We start from the raw sequence: 15836 nt of genomic DNA, 5'->3' as shown, positions 1-15836 counted from the left end.
CCTTCTTGCAATGCTGGAGATCGGCAAAACCGTCGAAGACAGCGCCCTTCTCCCCGTCACTATACGGGGAGAAGATGCCGGCAGGCAGATGAGGGGCGGCGCCAACACCCCGAATAGGAGCGAATTCTTGTCAGAACGGCAGTCGATTCACGAGTAGTTTGCCGGCTAAGGTACCGGGCCATACCTACTCCCGCTTCAGCCTGCGGCAAAGCTCATCGAGTTGCTCCAGCGTCCGGTAGGCGACGCTGATCACGCCGCCGCGCTGGTTGTGCTCGATCGTGACGATCATGCCGATCGTGCTGGTCATCTGCCGCTCCAGCGCCAGTGTATCGGCATCCTTTTGCGGCGGTGCGGCGGGTTGGCGTTTTGCCGCCGGCGCGCCGACCGGCATCTGCGCCAGCGCCTCGGCCTGGCGCACCGAAAGCCCCTCATCGATGATCCGCTTGGCGAGCCCGGCCGGGTCGTCGGCCGTCACCAAGGTACGGGCGTGGCCGGCCGACAGCGCCCCATCGACCAGCATGTCGCGAATGACGTCGGGCAGCTTGAGCAGCCTCAGCGTGTTGGCGACATGGCTGCGGCTCTTGCCGATCACCTGGCCGAGATCGGCCTGGGTATAGCCGTGGTCGTCGATCAGCTGCTGGTAGCCCAGCGCTTCCTCGACCGGGTTGAGGTCGGTGCGCTGGACGTTTTCGATGATCGCCAGTTCGAGCGCCGTGCGATCGTTGACATCGCGCACAATGATCGGGATTTCGGTCAGCCCGGCGCGTTGCGCCGCACGCCAACGACGCTCGCCGGCGATAATCTCGTAGCGGCCCGTTTGGGTTTTCGACGGCCGCGCCACCACCGGCTGCACCACGCCGTGTTCGCGGATCGACTGGGCGAGGTCGGTCAGGTCGGCGTCGCCAAAATGCCGCCGCGGGTTTTTCGGGTTAGGGCTGAGGAACTCGATCGGCACCTTGCCGTCGGCCGCCAGCCCCGGCTTTTCCGGTGCCGCCGGGCGATCGATTTCGCCGATCAGGGCCGCCAATCCCCGGCCCAGTCTCTTTCTCGAAGGGTCTTCGTTCATCGTCCGTCCAGATCGTTTCGGTATCGAATCGCTTGTTGGCTACTGTTAGGCGGCACGCAATTTGCGCTCGCGGCGGATCACTTCGGAAGCAAGCTGCAGATAGGCCTGGCTGCCCGAGCATTTGAGGTCGTAGAGAATCGCCGGCTTGCCATAGGACGGCGCCTCGGAAACGCGGACATTGCGCGGGATGACGGTTTCATAGACCTTGTCGCCCATATGCGCCCGTACATCCTGCACCACCTGGTTGGCGAGATTGTTGCGCCCGTCGAACATCGTCAGCACGATGCCCTGGATCGTCAGATCGGGGTTGATTGAACGGCGCACCTGCTCGACCGTCTCCAACAGCTGGCTCAGGCCCTCCAGCGCGAAGAATTCACACTGCAGCGGTACCAGCACCGAATCGGCCGCAGCCATCGAATTCAGCGTCAGCAGATTGAGCGAAGGCGGGCAATCGATCAGCACATAGCCGAAATTGGCCGAGCGCTCGGCCGAAGCCCGCAGCGCGTTGCGCAGCCGCAGCACCCGGTCCGGCGCCGAGGCGATTTCCATCTCGATGCCGAGCAGATCGAGCGTCGACGGCACGATCGACAGGCCGGGCACCGCCGTCGGGATCGCCGCCGCTTCCAGGTCGAGTTCGCCGGTCAGCACATCATAGGAGGAGACGGTGCGGTCGCGCCGGTCGATGCCAAGCCCGGTGCTGGCGTTGCCCTGCGGGTCGAGATCGACGATCAGCACCTGTTCGCCTATGGCGGCCAGCGCGGTGGCCAGATTGATGGCCGTCGTCGTCTTGCCGACGCCACCCTTCTGGTTGGCGACGGTGATGATTCGGGGGCCGTTCTTCATCATGGGTCTATGCCAGAAATTCATTCGGGGTCGCCGGTCACTAGCCAGGGTGCTGTCGCAAGTCGGATATTTCGAGAACGACGCCCTGCGCGTCGGTTACACTGGCATGTTCTACCAGATCGAAAGACCATCGTTGAGCGCTTTCTGCCACTTCGGCGCGGTAATCCCGGCCTTTGTGAAACAGGCCGCGCGCGCCCTTCGTCAGCCACGGCGCCGCCAGGTGGAGCAGGGCCGGCAGCGAGGCGAGCGCCCTGGCCGTGACGATTTGTGGTGCAGGAACAAGAGGATAGCTGTCGTCTATGCGCCGCGCGATGACCTTGGCAGGCAGGCTGAACTGTCCGACGACCGCTTGCAGGAACGATGCTTTTTTCCGGTTGCTTTCAACCAGGTCGATGCTGGCCCCTTCACGCTCGACCAGCAGAAAGGCCAGCACAAGCCCGGGAAAACCGCCGCCGGAGCCGAGATCGACCCAGCGCTTCGCGTCCGGTTTGATTCGCGCCAGCTGCGCGCTGTCGAGGATGTGGCGGCGCCAGACATCGTCCTGCGTCGATTGCGCGGCTAGATTGATCCGGCGATTCCATTTCTGGAAGACGGCCTCGAACTCGACCAGACGACCGAATGTTTCACGTGAAACCGGGCCTGCTGCCTGTTGTAGGTTCGCCCAGGACGCAGCGCTCACGCGACCTGCTTTCGCGCGGCCGCCTCGGCGTTGCGGACATGCGCGACGATAATCGCCAGCGCCGCCGGCGTCATGCCTTCCATACGCTGCGCGTCAGCGATGGAACGCGGCTGGCGTGCCAGCATCTTCTGCTTCAACTCATTGGACAGGCCGGGAACAGAAGCAAAGTCGAGCGACTCGGGAATAAGCCGGCTCTCCTCATGCCTGATCTGCGAGACGTCGGCCTGCTGGCGGTCGAGATAGACGGAATATTTGGCTTCCGTTTCAAGACGTTCGGCCGTTTTGGCGTCGATAGCGCCAAAAGCAGGTTCGATGCGCCCCAGCCAGGCGATATCGACGCCGGGATAGGCCAGCAGCTCATAGACCGAGCGGCGCACGCCGTCCCGGTTGATCTCGAGCCCATGGCGCGCCGCCTCATTGGGGGTCATCGTGGTGCCGAGGGCGAGCTGCCGCGCCTTCTCAAGGTCTTGCACGACAGTGTTGAACCGTTGCGTTCGCTCCGGCGAGGCGATCCCCAGCCTCATCGCCAGCGGCGTCAGCCGCTCATCGGCATTGTCCGCACGCAGCGACAGCCGGAACTCGGCCCGCGAGGTGAACATGCGGTAGGGCTCGGCGATGCCGCGGCTGGTCAAGTCGTCGACCATCACGCCGATATAAGCTTCGGTGCGGCTCAGCACGATTTCATCGCTCGCCGACGCCTTGCGCGCTGCATTCAAGCCGGCAAGCAGCCCTTGCGCGCCAGCCTCCTCGTAGCCGGTGGTTCCGTTGATCTGGCCGGCGAGGTAAAGCCCGGCGATCCGCTTGGTTTCCAGCGTCGGCTTGAGTTCGCGCGGGTCGACATGGTCATATTCGATGGCATAGCCGGGCTGCAGCATCGTTGCCCGCTCCAGCCCCGGAATGGTTTTCAGGATGTCGAGCTGTACGTCCTCGGGCAGCGAGGTCGAGATGCCGTTCGGGTACACCGTGTCGTCGTCGAGCCCTTCTGGCTCCAGAAAAATCTGGTGGCCTTCGCGGTCACCGAACTTGACGATCTTGTCTTCGATGGACGGGCAATAACGCGGCCCGACGCCTTCGATTGACCCCGAATACATAGCCGAGCGGCCAAGATTGGCGCGAATCAGCTCATGCGTGACATTGGTCGTGCGCGTAATCCCGCAATGGATCTGCGGGTTTTCGATGCGGTCGGTGAGCAGCGAGAACGGCACGGGATCTTCATCCGCCGCCTGGCTCTCAAGCGACGCCCAATCGATCGTCCTGCCGTCCAGCCGCGGCGGCGTGCCGGTCTTCAGCCGCCCGAGCCTGAAGCCGGCGCGGCTCATCGTCGCCGACAGGCCGATGCTCGCTTGCTCGTTCATGCGGCCGGCGACGATTTTCTTCTCGCCAATATGAATCAGCCCGCGCAGAAAGGTGCCGGTCGTCAGCACCACGGCGCCACAGGCGAGCCTGCTTCCATCCGCCAGCAGCACCGCCGCGATGCGCCCATCGTCGATTTCCCCGTCATTGATGTCGAAGTCCAGCACCTCGCCTTCAATGACATCGAGGCCGGCCTGCTGCCGGATTGCCGCCTGCATGGCGAGCCGATAGAGCTTCCTGTCGGCTTGCGTCCGCGGACCGCGGACCGCTGGCCCCTTACGACGGTTGAGCAGACGGAACTGGATGCCGGCCGCATCGGCGACGCGCCCCATCAGCCCGTCCATGGCATCAATCTCGCGAACCAGATGGCCTTTGCCGAGGCCGCCAATCGCCGGGTTGCAGGACATCACGCCGATCGTGTCGAAGCGCAGCGTCACCAGCGCGGTTCTGGCGCCAGCCCGCGCGGCAGCACTGGCCGCCTCGCAGCCAGCATGGCCGCCACCCACCACAATCACATCATAGCGATTGGTCATCTGTATATTCCGATTCAAATCTGCCGACACATGTGCCCGCCGGGACGAGCTGTCAAGAACAGAGAGGCTTCAGGCGCATAACTGCGCTGACCATTGCAGATAGAGAACGCCCGGCGCTGCCCTGTCTGCCTTCTCCCCTTGTGGGAGAAGGCGAGAGCTGCACCTAACCCCCTCAACCTGCAGCACCTGCGACATTTGCACAGCGAATCGTTTCACGTGAAACAATGCCCTCCACTGCCCGCCCAGCGTTTCACGTGAATCCTGGGGCGTATTCTTCCCAATGTTTCACGTGAGTCATTTCCCAATACAGAATTGCGAAAAGATCACGTCGAGCATGTCCTCGACATCGACCGCGCCGACGATTCGTCCGAGCCGATCCGCCGCCAGGCGCAGTTCCTCGGCGCGCAATTCCTGTCCGCGGTCACTACTTGCCGCTGCCGCAAGCAGGAAGCGTTTCGTCTCATTGAGCAGCTCGACGTGCCGCAGCCGCGACGGCAGGATATCGCCGGCCTGGCCGATCTGCGCTGCGGCGTGCCGCCCGATCTCGTCCAGCAATTCGGCCACTCCCGTGCCGTCCTGCGTCGAGATAGCGATATCGTAGTGCGCCGCAGGCGAGGGTGATTTGCCCCTCAGAAGATCAACCTTCGTTCCCACCCTCAGCGCCGGAATGGCGCCCGGCAGCACACCGATCGCCATTGGCTCAGCCATCTCCTCAAGCAGCAACAGCAGGTCCGCACTGTGCGCCTTGGCCCTGGCCTTCTCGATGCCGATCGCCTCGATCTTGCCGGACGCCTCGCGCAGACCGGCGGTGTCGGTTACCCGGACCCGCACCCCTTCGAGGTCCAGCACCACCTCCAGCAAGTCGCGGGTCGTGCCCGGCTCATCGGTGACGATCGCCGCCTCGCGCCGCGCCAGAGCGTTGAACAGGCTGGATTTGCCGGCATTCGGCGCACCGAGGATGACGACTTCGAACCCGTCGCGAATGATTTCGGCAGCGCGGAAGCCGGCGACATGGCGCTCGATCTCGGCGATCATGGCCCGCACGTCGGACCAGACTGTGTCGGCGACCGAACCCGGCACGTCGTCCTCGTCGGCAAAATCGATCTCGGCCTCGATCATCGCGCGGGCGTGGATCAGCCGTCGGCGCCAGCCCAGATAGAGTTCGCTCTGCACGCCTTCGGCATTGTGCACGGCAAAGCGCCGCTGCGCCTCGGTTTCGGCATTGATGAGATCGGCCACCGCCTCGGTTTCGACCAGATCGAGCTTGCCGTTGACAAAGGCGCGGCGGGTGAATTCACCCGGCTCGGCATGCCTGACGCCGTCGAAGGAGGTGATCGTTTCCAGCATCTTCGCCACGACGGCGCGTCCGCCATGCACATGGAACTCGGCAACGTCCTCGCCGGTAAAACTGTCGGGACCGGCAAAGAAGACGACCAGGCCGCTGTCCAGCACCGATCCGTCCGGCGCCCGTAACTTGCGATAGCTAGCAACGCGGTTCGGCACGGCCGATCCGGCAATCGTTTCGACTGCGAATCGACTCTGCGGCCCCGAAATTCGGATCACCGCAATGCCGGCCGGCAGGCGCCCGCTCGACAGTGCCACGATGGAGTCTTTTGAAATCATTTGCCCGCCCTGCCGAAGCGCCCTAGCTATGCCTGTTCAATCCGCCATCGAGTTGCGCCGTGACATTGCCTGCACAAAACCTGCTTGCCGAAGAGGCCAGTCCCTATCTGCAGCAGCACAGCGGCAATCCGGTGCACTGGCGGCCATGGTCGCCTGCCGCTCTGGCCGAAGCACAGGCGCTGCAGCGTCCGATCCTGCTGTCAGTCGGCTACGCTGCCTGCCACTGGTGCCACGTCATGGCGCATGAGAGCTTCGAGAACGACGGCGTCGCCGCCGTCATGAACCGTCTCTTCGTCAATATCAAGGTCGACCGCGAGGAGCGCCCCGACATCGACCAGATCTACATGGCGGCGCTGTCCTCGATGGGCGAGCAGGGCGGATGGCCGCTGACCATGTTCCTGACGCCGGACGGCAAGCCGTTCTGGGGCGGCACATACTTCCCTCGCGAAGCCCGCTACGGGCGCCCGGGCTTCGTCCAGGTGCTGGAGGCGGTCGACAAGGCTTGGCGGGAGAAGAAAGAAAGCGTTAACCAAAGCGCCGACGGTTTGACTACGCATGTCGAGGCGCGGCTGGCGGGCAGCCATGCCAAGGCCGTGCTCGACGGCAACACGCTGGCGAGGCTCGCCAACGGCATTGACGGCATGATCGACCGCGAGCTGGGCGGCCTGCGCGGCGCGCCCAAATTCCCCAATGCGCCGTTCATGCAGAGCCTCTGGCTGTCCTGGCTGCGCGACGGCACCGCAGCCTATCGTGACGCCGTTCTCCTCAGCCTCGAAAAGATGCTGGCCGGCGGCATCTACGACCATGTCGGCGGTGGCCTCAGTCGCTACTCGACCGACGCCGAATGGCTGGTGCCGCATTTCGAAAAGATGCTCTACGACAATGCCCAACTCGTCCGCTTGTGCAATTGGGCCTATGCGTCAACCGGCAAGGAATTGTTCCGGTTGCGAATCGAAGAGACGATTGCCTGGCTGTTGCGCGAAACGAGGGTCGAGGGCGGTGCCTTCGCTGCCAGTCTCGATGCCGACAGCGAAGGGGAAGAAGGGCTGTTCTATGCCTGGAGCAAGGATGAGGTCGAGCGTGCCCTTGATGACGAATCAGCATTGTTTTTCAAGTACTTCACACTTGCCGCCCCGCATGGCTGGGAGGGCAAGCCGATCATCCGCCAGACAGAAGCCCAGCAGACGCAAAGTGTGATCGACCGCCAACAGCTCGTCCCGCTGAAAGAAAAATTGCTCGCGGCGAGGGCACAGCGCATCCGGCCAGGGCGTGACGGCAAGGCACTGACCGACTGGAATGGTCTGATGATCGCAGCGCTTGCAGAGGCCGGGCGATCGCTTGGCCGATCCGACTGGATCGTAGCGGCGGCAGCGGCCTTTGCCGCCATTGCGGCTGCCGGGCGCGATAACCGTCTGTCGCATTCGATGCTCGGCGCAAAGAGGCTGTTCCCGGCCCTGTCGAGCGACTATGCCGCCATGACCAATGCGGCGGTCTCACTGTTCGAGGCGACCGGCAATCCCGACTATATCGATCGCGCCGGGAACTTCATTGAGCAACTCGATCTCTGGCACCGGGACAGCGACAAGACCGGCTACTATCTGACCGCATCGAACAGCACGGATGTGCCGATCCGCATCCGCGGCGATGTCGACGAGGCCATTCCTTCCGCCACTGGGCAGATCATCGAAGCCATGGTCCGATTGTCGTCGCTGACCCGCGATCTCGAACTCTGGGAAAAAGCCTGGACAGTCGCCGAGCATGCGGCCGGGCGGGCGGAGCACCAGCCCTATGGCCAGGCAGGAATCGTCAATGCCTGTGCCCTGGCGCTCGAACCGCTGAAACTGGTGATCGTGGATAAACCCGAGAATCCAAGGCTTGTTCCGGTTGCGAATCGAAATCCGGACCCACGTCGGGTGGACATCGTCGTGCCTGTTGGCTCGGCGACAAATCTGCCGGCCTTGCCGGGCGGCGTCCTGCCGCCAACGGCCGAGCCCGGCGCCTGGCTGTGCACGGGGCAGGTCTGCCTGCCGGTGGTAACGGAAGCTGAAGAGCTGGAAGGGTTATTGCGCCGAAGATAGGATTCGTAATCCTATGGCGAAGCAAGGAGTGAAGCGACGCAGCGCAGACCATAGGATCCATGCCGTGACTTTCGCGCGCTGCAACGGCGCAAATTCTGCTCCGCTGCTTTCTCCGGTAGAGCTCACGGCATGGATCCTCGGGCCAAGCCCGAGGATGACGAAGGCAACGGCCAGCCCCCAACCCTACGTATTCATCGAATCGAAGAAGTCCGCATTCGTCTTGGTCTGCTTGAGCTTGTCGATCAGGAACTCGATGGCATCGGTAGTTCCCATCGGCGCCAGGATGCGGCGCAGCACGAAGATCTTCTGCAGATCCTGCTTGGAAACCAGCAGGTCTTCCTTGCGGGTGCCGGACTTCAATATGTCCATGGCCGGATAGATGCGCTTGTCGGCCACCTTGCGGTCGAGCTGGATTTCGCAGTTGCCGGTGCCCTTGAACTCTTCGAAGATGACTTCGTCCATGCGGCTGCCGGTGTCGATCAGCGCGGTGGCGATGATGGTCAGCGAGCCGCCTTCCTCGATGTTGCGGGCGGCGCCGAAGAAGCGCTTCGGCCGCTGCAGCGCGTTCGCGTCGACACCGCCGGTCAGCACCTTGCCGGATGACGGCACGACGGTGTTGTAGGCGCGACCGAGACGCGTGATCGAATCCAGCAGGATCACCACGTCGCGACCGTGCTCGACCAGGCGCTTGGCCTTTTCGATCACCATCTCGGCAACCTGGACATGGCGTACCGCCGGCTCGTCGAAGGTCGACGAGATCACCTCGCCCTTCACCGAGCGCTGCATGTCGGTAACCTCCTCCGGCCGCTCGTCGATCAGAAGCACGATCAGATAGCATTCCGGATGGTTGGCGGTGATCGAGTGGGCGATGTTCTGCATGAGAACCGTCTTGCCGGTGCGCGGCTGCGCATTGATCAACGCACGCTGCCCCTTGCCGATCGGCGCGACCAGGTCGATCACGCGCGGCGAGATGTCCTTGGTGGTCGGATTGTCGATCTCCATCTTCAGCCGCTTGGTCGGATAGAGCGGCGTCAGGTTGTCAAAGTGGATCTTGTGGCGGATTTTTTCCGGATCGTCGAAATTGATTGTGTTGACCTTGAGCAGCGCGAAATAGCGCTCGCCCTCTTTCGGGCTGCGGATAGGGCCTTCAACCGTATCGCCGGTCTTCAGCGAAAACCGCCGGATCTGCGAGGGTGAAATATAGATGTCGTCGGGACCTGGCAGATAATTTGCGTTGGCCGAGCGCAGAAAGCCAAAGCCGTCCTGCAGCACTTCGACGACGCCGTCGCCGATGATCTCGATATCCTGTGCCGCCAGCTTCTTCAGGATCGCGAACATCAGCTCCTGCTTGCGCATGACGCTGGCGTTCTCGACCTCGAGCGATTCCGCATAGGCGATCAACTCTGGTGGTTTCTTGTTCTTGAACTCGGTGAGTTTCATTTCTTGCATGGACGGACTCTGAATGAGCTTTGGGAAAAATATCGGCGGGATGCGACAAATGCCGGGCGCGGCCGAAAGCGATGACGGGCGGCGCATGACGGGAAGGAAGACCCGTCTTTTATCGTCGGTCGGGTGAAAGAGCAAGCCGCCTTTTGCGGGCACCGAATACGTCAGAATGGTTTCACGATAACCAGGACGACGATGACGACCATCAGCAATGTGGGGATCTCATTGACGATCCGCCAGTGCCTTGCCGGTTTTTCATTGCGGTCTTCGGCAAATTTCCGGACGGCGCCGGCGAAATAGCCATGCACGGCCGACAGACCCACCACCGCAGCGATCTTGGCATGCAGCCAGCCGCCTTGAAAACCAAAGCCTTTCCAGGCGAGCCACAGGCCGAACGCCCAGGTAATCACCATCGCCGGATTGATGATGCCGCGCAGCAGGCGGCGCTCCATTACCTTGAAGGTCTCCGACTGGACGGAGCCTTTTTCGGCATCGGCATGATAGACCAGCAAGCGCGGCAGATAGAGCATGCCCGCCATCCAGGAGATGACGGCAATCACATGGATCGCCTTTGCCCAGGGATAGAAATCATCGGGCCCGAAGAGAAACAGCAGCCCGGCCAGCACGAGGAAAATGGCGATCGCGATTGCCGCGCGGCGCGTCGCCCCGCTACCGCTGTTCGTGCTGTTCGCATTGTCTGCGCCCATCATCGTCACGACGCGCTCCGCACCAGTTTGACCATCTGCTCGACATGCGCGAGCGGCGTCTCCGGCGTGATGCCGTGGCCGAGGTTAAAGATCAGCGGCCGGTCCCCTAACACCTTCAGGATCGCCCCCACGCCGTCGGCAAGCGCCTTGCCGCCGGCCACCAGCCGCAGCGGATCGAGATTGCCTTGCACGGCGCCGTCACGCTGCAATTCCTTCGCAGTCGACAATGGCACGGTCCAGTCGAGGCCCAGCCCGGTCACGCCGGTCGTCTGGCGATAGCTCCGGTAGTGATCTCCGGCGCCTTTGGGAAAGCCGATGATTGAAACGTCGGGATGGACAGCCTTCACCTGCCGGACAATCTCGGCCACCGGCCGGACGCAGAACAACTCGAAAGACGCTTCGTCGAGCACGCCGGACCACGAATCAAAGATCTGCACCACGTCGGCGCCGGCTTCGATCTGCCGGATCAGATAGGCAGCCGAATGATCGGCGAGCACTTTCAGGAGCCGAAGAAAGGCCGCCGGCTCGCGATAGGCGAACAGCCTGGCCGGCGCCTGGTCGGGCGTACCGTGGCCGGCAATCATGTAGGTCGCCACCGTCCAGGGCGCACCGCAGAAGCCGATCAGCGTCGTTTCATCAGGCAGTCTGGCGCGCAATCGCCGCACCGTCTCGTAGACCGGCTCGAGATTCACGTGAAACGTTTCGCCGTCGAGAGCCTCGATCTCCGCAGCCGAGATCGGCGTCAACAGCGGGCCGCGTCCTTCCTCGAAGCGCACGTCGCGGCCGAGCGCATGCGGCACGACAAGGATATCGGAAAACAGGATCGATGCGTCGAAGCCGAAGCGTTCGATCGGCTGCAGCGTCACTTCGACGGCGAGATCCGGGTCGTAGCAAAGATCGAGGAACGATCCGGCCCGTCTCCTCGTCTCCCGGTATTCCGGCAGATAGCGGCCGGCTTGGCGCATAATCCAGAGCGGCGGCGGAAACGCTGCCTTGCCTCTCAACACGTCCAGCACGATCCGGTCTTGAGGCATTGAGCGCTCGCCTTTCCAGGCTTCCCTATAATTAAATATTCTATTTTTAGGAATCTTATGATTCTAAGAGTCTGTTGGTTGTGGTGGTTGTCTCCTGTCCCGCTTTGCCCTGGAAAAGACCAGCCAGCATATTGTCGCGCGCTTCTCCAACGGGATTGCAGGACTTTGTGGAAAGCCGGGAATTTCCGACTGGAGTCAATGCGTTGCCGCCAGGCCAAGGAACTTGCCCTTGTGGATGAAGCGAAGGCAAAAAGCTCCGTCCCCGGACTTGTCCCCAACCGCCCGAAGAAGCCGACAGCACATCGAATTGTGGACAAACCGGCATCTGATACAGTCGCTTGGCGGTGGCCGAGTTTTCCGCCCGGCTTATCCACATCGGCCCACAGCCTGGAATGTATCCTGTGAACAAACCGCAGAGCTTCTTTCACCTTCACCTGATTTCCGACGCCACCGGCGAAACGCTGCTGGCCGCCGGCCGCGCCGCTTCCGCGCAATACAAGGATGCGCGCGCCATCGAACACATCTACCCGCTCATCCGCACCGAAAAACAGGTGACGAAAGTGTTCGAGGACATCGAGGAGGAGCCGGGCATCATCCTCTACACCGTCGTCGACCAGAAGCTTGCCCGTGGCATCGATGAACGCTGCGCGGCGATGGGCCTGCCTTGCGTCTCGGTACTGGAGCCGGTGCTGACGGTGTTCCAGTCCTATCTCGGCACGCCGGCCGGCCGCCGCGTCGGCGCCCAGCATGTGCTGGACGCCGAATATTTTCGCCGCATCGACGCGCTCAATTTCACCATGGAGCATGATGACGGCCAGCTGCCGGCCAATATGGATGATGCCGACATCGTGCTTGTCGGCATCTCACGCACCTCGAAGACGCCGACCAGCATCTATCTCGCCAATCGCGGCATCAAGACCGCCAACATCCCGATCGTGCTCGGCGTGCCGGTGCCGGAAAGCCTGGTCTACGCCAGGAGGCCACTGATCGTCGGCCTGATCGCCACTGCCGAGCGCATCTCCCAGGTCCGGCAGAACCGCGTTCTCGGCAACAGCGCCTACGAGCCGACCGATTACGTCGACCGCGCCGCGATCGCCGAAGAGCTCGCCTACGCCCGCCAGATCTGCACACGGCATGGCTGGCCGATGATCGATGTCAGCCGCCGTTCGATCGAGGAGACCGCGGCGGCTATCGTTGCCCTGCGCGGCAAGACGCGCTAGGGCGTGTGATATTCAGGTGATGCCGGCCTACAAACGGCGGCTTCCTGCGCTTCCGGTGCTCACGTACGAAAAGTACGCTCCGCTCCGGTTCTCGGAAGCCACTATTTTCGGCTCGGCCTGACCTGAATCTCGACACACCCTAGTGAGCACCAGGAACGGGGGCGAAAAAAATGGCCGAAAAAATCATCCTGGCCTCGGGCAGCCCGTTCCGCAAGGCGCTGCTTGTCAATGCCGGCGTTGTGGTCGAAGCGGTTCCGGCTTCTGTCGACGAACGTGCGCTGGAGGCGCCGCTGCAAAATAGTGGCGTGTCGCCGGAGGACGTCGCCCTGGTGCTTGCCGAGGCCAAGGCCACCGAAGTCAGTGAGCGCAAGCCCGGCGCCCTGGTGCTCGGCTGCGACCAGACGCTGTCGCTCGGCGACGAGCTGTTCCACAAGCCGGCCGACATGGAAGGCGCGCGCCGTCATCTGCTGGCGTTGTCGGGCAAGACGCATCAGCTCAACAGTGCCGTCGTGCTGGCCCGTGACGGCCAGGTTCTGTGGCGGCATGTCGGCATCGCCAGCCTGACCATGCGCAAGCTCGATCCGGCCTTCATCGGCCGCCATCTGGCGCGCGTCGGCGCCAAGGCGTTGTCCAGCGTTGGTGCCTACCAGATCGAAGGCGAGGGCATCCAGCTGTTCGAAAAGATCGAGGGCGACTACTTCACCATTGTTGGCCTGCCGCTTTTGCCGGTGCTGGCCAAGCTGCGTGATCTCGGGGCGATCGATGGCTGAGGCCTCGAAAAAAGCCTTCGTCACTGGCCACCCGATCGGCCATTCCAGGTCACCGAAGATCCACGGCTACTGGCTGGCGAAATACGGCATCGACGGCGTCTACGAGGCCATTGACGTTGCGCCAGAAGCGTTTGCCGAATTCCTGCAAACGCTGCAGGCACAAGGCTATAGCGGCGGCAACGTCACCATCCCGCACAAGGAGGCCGCCTTCGCATTGGCGGCGCGCCGCGACGACGCGGCCGAACAAATCGGTGCGGTCAACACACTGTGGTTTGAGGATGGCGAATTGTGGGGCGGCAATACCGATGCCCATGGCTTTGCCGCCAATCTGGACGAGTATGCATCGGGTTGGGCGGCCGACGGCACGGCCGTTGTGCTCGGTGCCGGCGGTGCCGCTCGCGCGGTCATCCATGCGCTGAAGCAACGCGGCGTCAACGATATCCGCATCGTAAACCGGACGCTTGCGAGGGCGCAGGAGCTGCGCGACCGCTTCGGTGCCGGCATCTCCGCCCATGGCATGGCGGCGACCGGCGAGTTGCTCGAAGATGCCGGCCTGCTGGTCAACACGTCAGCGCTCGGCATGCATGGCAATGAAGGCCTGTCCGCCGATCCGGGCAGACTGCCCGACCGCGCCATCGTCACCGACATCGTTTATGTTCCGCTGGAAACGCCGTTGCTCGCCGCAGCCAGCGCGCGCGGCCTCAAGACCGTCGATGGGCTCGGCATGCTGCTGCACCAGGCGGTGCCCGGCTTCGAGCGCTGGTTCGGCACCAGGCCGCAGGTCACCGCCGAACTGCGGCAAATGATCATTGCCGATATCGGCGCGAAGCCATGATCGTGCTCGGCCTCACCGGATCGATCGGCATGGGCAAGTCGACCACGGCAAAGATGTTTGCCGAGGCCGGCGTGCCGGTCCATGATTCCGACGAGGCGGTGCATCGCCTCTATGCCGGCAAGGCCGCCCCCATGGTCGAGGCGGTCTTTCCCGGGACCACCCGATCCGGTGCGGTCGATCGCACAAAGTTGGCCGAACGGGTGCTCGGCGATGCCGCCGCGCTGAAACGGCTGGAAGCGATCATCCATCCGCTGGTCCGTGCCGACGCCGATGCCTTTCTGGCGCAAAATCGTGCCGCCGGCGCGCCACTTGCCGTGCTCGATATACCGCTGCTGTTCGAGACCGGCGGCCGCGATCGCGTCGACAAGGTTGTGGTCGTCACCGCGTCGGCCGAGATCCAGCGCGCCCGCGTGCTGGCGCGCCCGGGCATGAGCGAGGAAAAGTTTGCGTCGATCCTGGCCAGGCAGGTTCCCGACGCCGAAAAGCGCCGGCGCGCCGACTTCGTCGTCGACACCGGCCAGGGCTTTGACGCCGCCCGCGCGGCTGTCAATGCGATCGTCGCCGAACTAGTCGGGGATAAAGCAGCCAGTCCGGGTTAAGAGGCTTGCAGCCCACATTACTTGTTGCCATTTTGTTCCGGGTGTGATTCGGCTAGAATGACGCGGAACCAATGGACTGATTCGATGCGTGAGATCATCTTCGATACGGAAACCACCGGCCTCGACACGCGCGAGGACCGCGTCATCGAGCTTGGCGGCATCGAGCTGGTCAACCGCTTTCCGACCGGCCGCACCTTCCACAAATACATCAACCCACAAGGCCGCCCGATTCATCACGAGGCGCAGGCCGTGCACGGCATCAGCGCCGCCGATCTTCAGGGCAAGCCGACTTTCATGGAGATCGCCGAGGAGTTCCTGGCCTTCATCGACGGCGCCAAGCTGGTCGCCCATAATGCCGGCTTCGACATCGGCTTCCTCAACCTCGAATTCGGCCGGCTTGGTCATCCGGCCATCGATCCGGGACGGATCGTCGACACGCTGGCGCTGGCGCGCCGCAAGCATCCAATGGGTCCCAATTCGCTCGACGCGCTCTGCCGCCGCTATGGCATCGACAATGGCCGTCGCACCAAGCATGGCGCGTTGCTCGATTCTGAATTGCTGGCCGAGGTCTATATCGAGCTTATCGGCGGCAAGCAGGCCAGCCTCATCCTCGACAGCATCATGACGCCGGCGGGCGGACGACAGAATGTCGACGATATCGACATTTCGATCGGCGTCAGGCCCATCGCCTTGCCCTCGCGCCTGACCGATGCCGAGCGCGCAGCACACGCGGGCATGGTTGGCAGCCTCGGCGAAAAGGCGCTTTGGCTGCGCATCGGCCGGGAAGCGAGTTCCGCGGCATAGTGATTTTGAGCGGAGTGATCCGTCGCCCCCTCTGTCCTGCCCTTTTAGCCACCACTTGGCATCTCCCCCTCAGTGGGAAAGATTGGCAGTCCCAGCGCCTCGCTCATTCCTGCGACGATGAAGGATTGGCGAAGGCTGACGTGAAGTTCCGATCTCCCCACTTAAGGGGGAGATGGCCGGAAGGCCAGAGGGGGCACTGTCCCGCCAGCGGCTCATAAAAAAACCCGGCGCAAGGCCGGGTTTCTC

Annotated in this window: 14 protein-coding genes; 6 read left to right on the top strand and 8 right to left on the bottom strand. The window is 63.0% G+C overall.

Going from position 1 to position 15836, the window contains the following annotated elements:
* Positions 1-184 precede the first annotated feature (184 nt).
* From NKH63_RS22270 to mnmE, 5 genes are all read right to left on the bottom strand, one after another.
* Positions 185-1066, bottom strand: a complete 882-nt coding sequence (locus tag NKH63_RS22270) for a ParB/RepB/Spo0J family partition protein (protein ID WP_023718749.1) — start codon at positions 1064-1066, stop codon at positions 185-187.
* Positions 1067-1111: 45 nt separating this feature from the next.
* Complete coding sequence (locus tag NKH63_RS22265; RefSeq protein ID WP_084642633.1) at positions 1112-1912, bottom strand: ParA family protein; 801 nt, start codon at positions 1910-1912, stop codon at positions 1112-1114.
* A 37-nt stretch (positions 1913-1949) separates the two neighbouring features.
* Complete coding sequence (gene rsmG, locus NKH63_RS22260; RefSeq protein ID WP_352789145.1) at positions 1950-2588, bottom strand: 16S rRNA (guanine(527)-N(7))-methyltransferase RsmG; 639 nt, start codon at positions 2586-2588, stop codon at positions 1950-1952.
* Complete coding sequence (gene mnmG / locus NKH63_RS22255) at positions 2585-4474, bottom strand: tRNA uridine-5-carboxymethylaminomethyl(34) synthesis enzyme MnmG (RefSeq protein WP_352918757.1); 1890 nt, start codon at positions 4472-4474, stop codon at positions 2585-2587. Before mnmG ends, rsmG begins: the two co-directional genes overlap by 4 nt.
* Before the next feature lie 294 nt (positions 4475-4768).
* Positions 4769-6097 (bottom strand): tRNA uridine-5-carboxymethylaminomethyl(34) synthesis GTPase MnmE, encoded by a 1329-nt coding sequence (mnmE, locus tag NKH63_RS22250; protein WP_352918755.1) that lies wholly within the window; start codon positions 6095-6097, stop codon positions 4769-4771.
* Positions 6098-6156: 59 nt separating this feature from the next.
* Between mnmE and NKH63_RS22245 the strand changes: the two genes are divergently transcribed.
* The gene (locus NKH63_RS22245; RefSeq protein ID WP_352918753.1) at positions 6157-8175 is read left to right on the top strand and encodes a thioredoxin domain-containing protein; all 2019 of its coding nucleotides are present in this window, start codon (positions 6157-6159) and stop codon (positions 8173-8175) included.
* Between the two features lie 183 nt (positions 8176-8358).
* On the opposite strand, the gene rho is transcribed toward NKH63_RS22245, so the two are convergent.
* The 3 genes from rho to hemE form a co-directional block, all read right to left on the bottom strand.
* Positions 8359-9624 carry a transcription termination factor Rho gene (gene rho / locus NKH63_RS22240; protein ID WP_023718755.1) on the bottom strand — a complete coding sequence of 422 codons (1266 nt, stop codon included), beginning with the start codon at positions 9622-9624 and terminating at the stop codon, positions 8359-8361.
* Between the two features lie 161 nt (positions 9625-9785).
* Positions 9786-10331 carry a protoporphyrinogen oxidase HemJ gene (gene hemJ / locus NKH63_RS22235; RefSeq protein ID WP_031193949.1) on the bottom strand — a complete coding sequence of 182 codons (546 nt, stop codon included), beginning with the start codon at positions 10329-10331 and terminating at the stop codon, positions 9786-9788.
* 2 nt (positions 10332-10333) lie between these two features.
* Positions 10334-11362, bottom strand: coding sequence for a uroporphyrinogen decarboxylase (gene hemE / locus NKH63_RS22230; protein WP_352918751.1), 1029 nt, complete (start codon positions 11360-11362; stop codon positions 10334-10336).
* Between the two features lie 401 nt (positions 11363-11763).
* On the opposite strand from hemE, the gene NKH63_RS22225 reads away from it, so the two are divergent.
* The 5 genes from NKH63_RS22225 to dnaQ all read left to right on the top strand — a co-directional run bounded on the left by NKH63_RS22225 (position 11764) and on the right by dnaQ (position 15590).
* Positions 11764-12582: a pyruvate, water dikinase regulatory protein gene (locus NKH63_RS22225; protein ID WP_023718758.1), complete on the top strand. Its 819-nt coding sequence runs from the start codon at positions 11764-11766 to the stop codon at positions 12580-12582.
* Positions 12583-12752: 170 nt separating this feature from the next.
* A complete protein-coding gene (locus NKH63_RS22220; protein ID WP_352592214.1) occupies positions 12753-13352 on the top strand; it encodes a Maf-like protein in 600 nt (199 codons plus the stop codon).
* On the top strand, positions 13345-14187 hold the full coding sequence (locus NKH63_RS22215) for a shikimate dehydrogenase (protein ID WP_352918748.1): 843 nt from the start codon (positions 13345-13347) through the stop codon (positions 14185-14187). Before NKH63_RS22220 ends, NKH63_RS22215 begins: the two co-directional genes overlap by 8 nt.
* Complete coding sequence (gene coaE, locus NKH63_RS22210) at positions 14184-14786, top strand: dephospho-CoA kinase (RefSeq protein ID WP_352592217.1); 603 nt, start codon at positions 14184-14186, stop codon at positions 14784-14786. Before NKH63_RS22215 ends, coaE begins: the two co-directional genes overlap by 4 nt.
* A gap of 84 nt (positions 14787-14870) precedes the next feature.
* Entirely contained in the window at positions 14871-15590 is a 720-nt protein-coding gene (gene dnaQ, locus NKH63_RS22205) for a DNA polymerase III subunit epsilon (RefSeq protein ID WP_023718762.1), read from the top strand.
* Positions 15591-15836 lie beyond the last annotated feature (246 nt).

Origin of the sequence: Mesorhizobium sp. M0960 (assembly GCF_040319055.1) — a bacterium.
Lineage (GTDB): Bacteria > Pseudomonadota > Alphaproteobacteria > Rhizobiales > Rhizobiaceae > Mesorhizobium.
The sequence above is the reverse complement of the archived record's forward strand: the minus strand, read 5'-3'. Positions and strand labels throughout refer to the sequence as shown.

Excerpts from the sequence above, each read along its gene's own strand:
- NKH63_RS22270 (WP_023718749.1), bottom strand. The coding sequence starts at position 1,066 with ATGAACGAAGACCCTTCGAGAAAGAGACTGGGCCGGGGATTGGCGGCC.
- NKH63_RS22265 (WP_084642633.1), bottom strand. The coding sequence starts at position 1,912 with ATGATGAAGAACGGCCCCCGAATCATCACCGTCGCCAACCAGAAGGGT.
- mnmG (WP_352918757.1), bottom strand. The coding sequence starts at position 4,474 with ATGACCAATCGCTATGATGTGATTGTGGTGGGTGGCGGCCATGCTGGC.
- mnmE (WP_352918755.1), bottom strand. The coding sequence starts at position 6,097 with ATGATTTCAAAAGACTCCATCGTGGCACTGTCGAGCGGGCGCCTGCCG.
- rho (WP_023718755.1), bottom strand. The coding sequence starts at position 9,624 with ATGCAAGAAATGAAACTCACCGAGTTCAAGAACAAGAAACCACCAGAG.
- hemJ (WP_031193949.1), bottom strand. The coding sequence starts at position 10,331 with ATGATGGGCGCAGACAATGCGAACAGCACGAACAGCGGTAGCGGGGCG.
- hemE (WP_352918751.1), bottom strand. The coding sequence starts at position 11,362 with ATGCCTCAAGACCGGATCGTGCTGGACGTGTTGAGAGGCAAGGCAGCG.
- NKH63_RS22220 (WP_352592214.1), top strand. The coding sequence starts at position 12,753 with ATGGCCGAAAAAATCATCCTGGCCTCGGGCAGCCCGTTCCGCAAGGCG.
- NKH63_RS22215 (WP_352918748.1), top strand. The coding sequence starts at position 13,345 with ATGGCTGAGGCCTCGAAAAAAGCCTTCGTCACTGGCCACCCGATCGGC.
- coaE (WP_352592217.1), top strand. The coding sequence starts at position 14,184 with ATGATCGTGCTCGGCCTCACCGGATCGATCGGCATGGGCAAGTCGACC.
- dnaQ (WP_023718762.1), top strand. The coding sequence starts at position 14,871 with ATGCGTGAGATCATCTTCGATACGGAAACCACCGGCCTCGACACGCGC.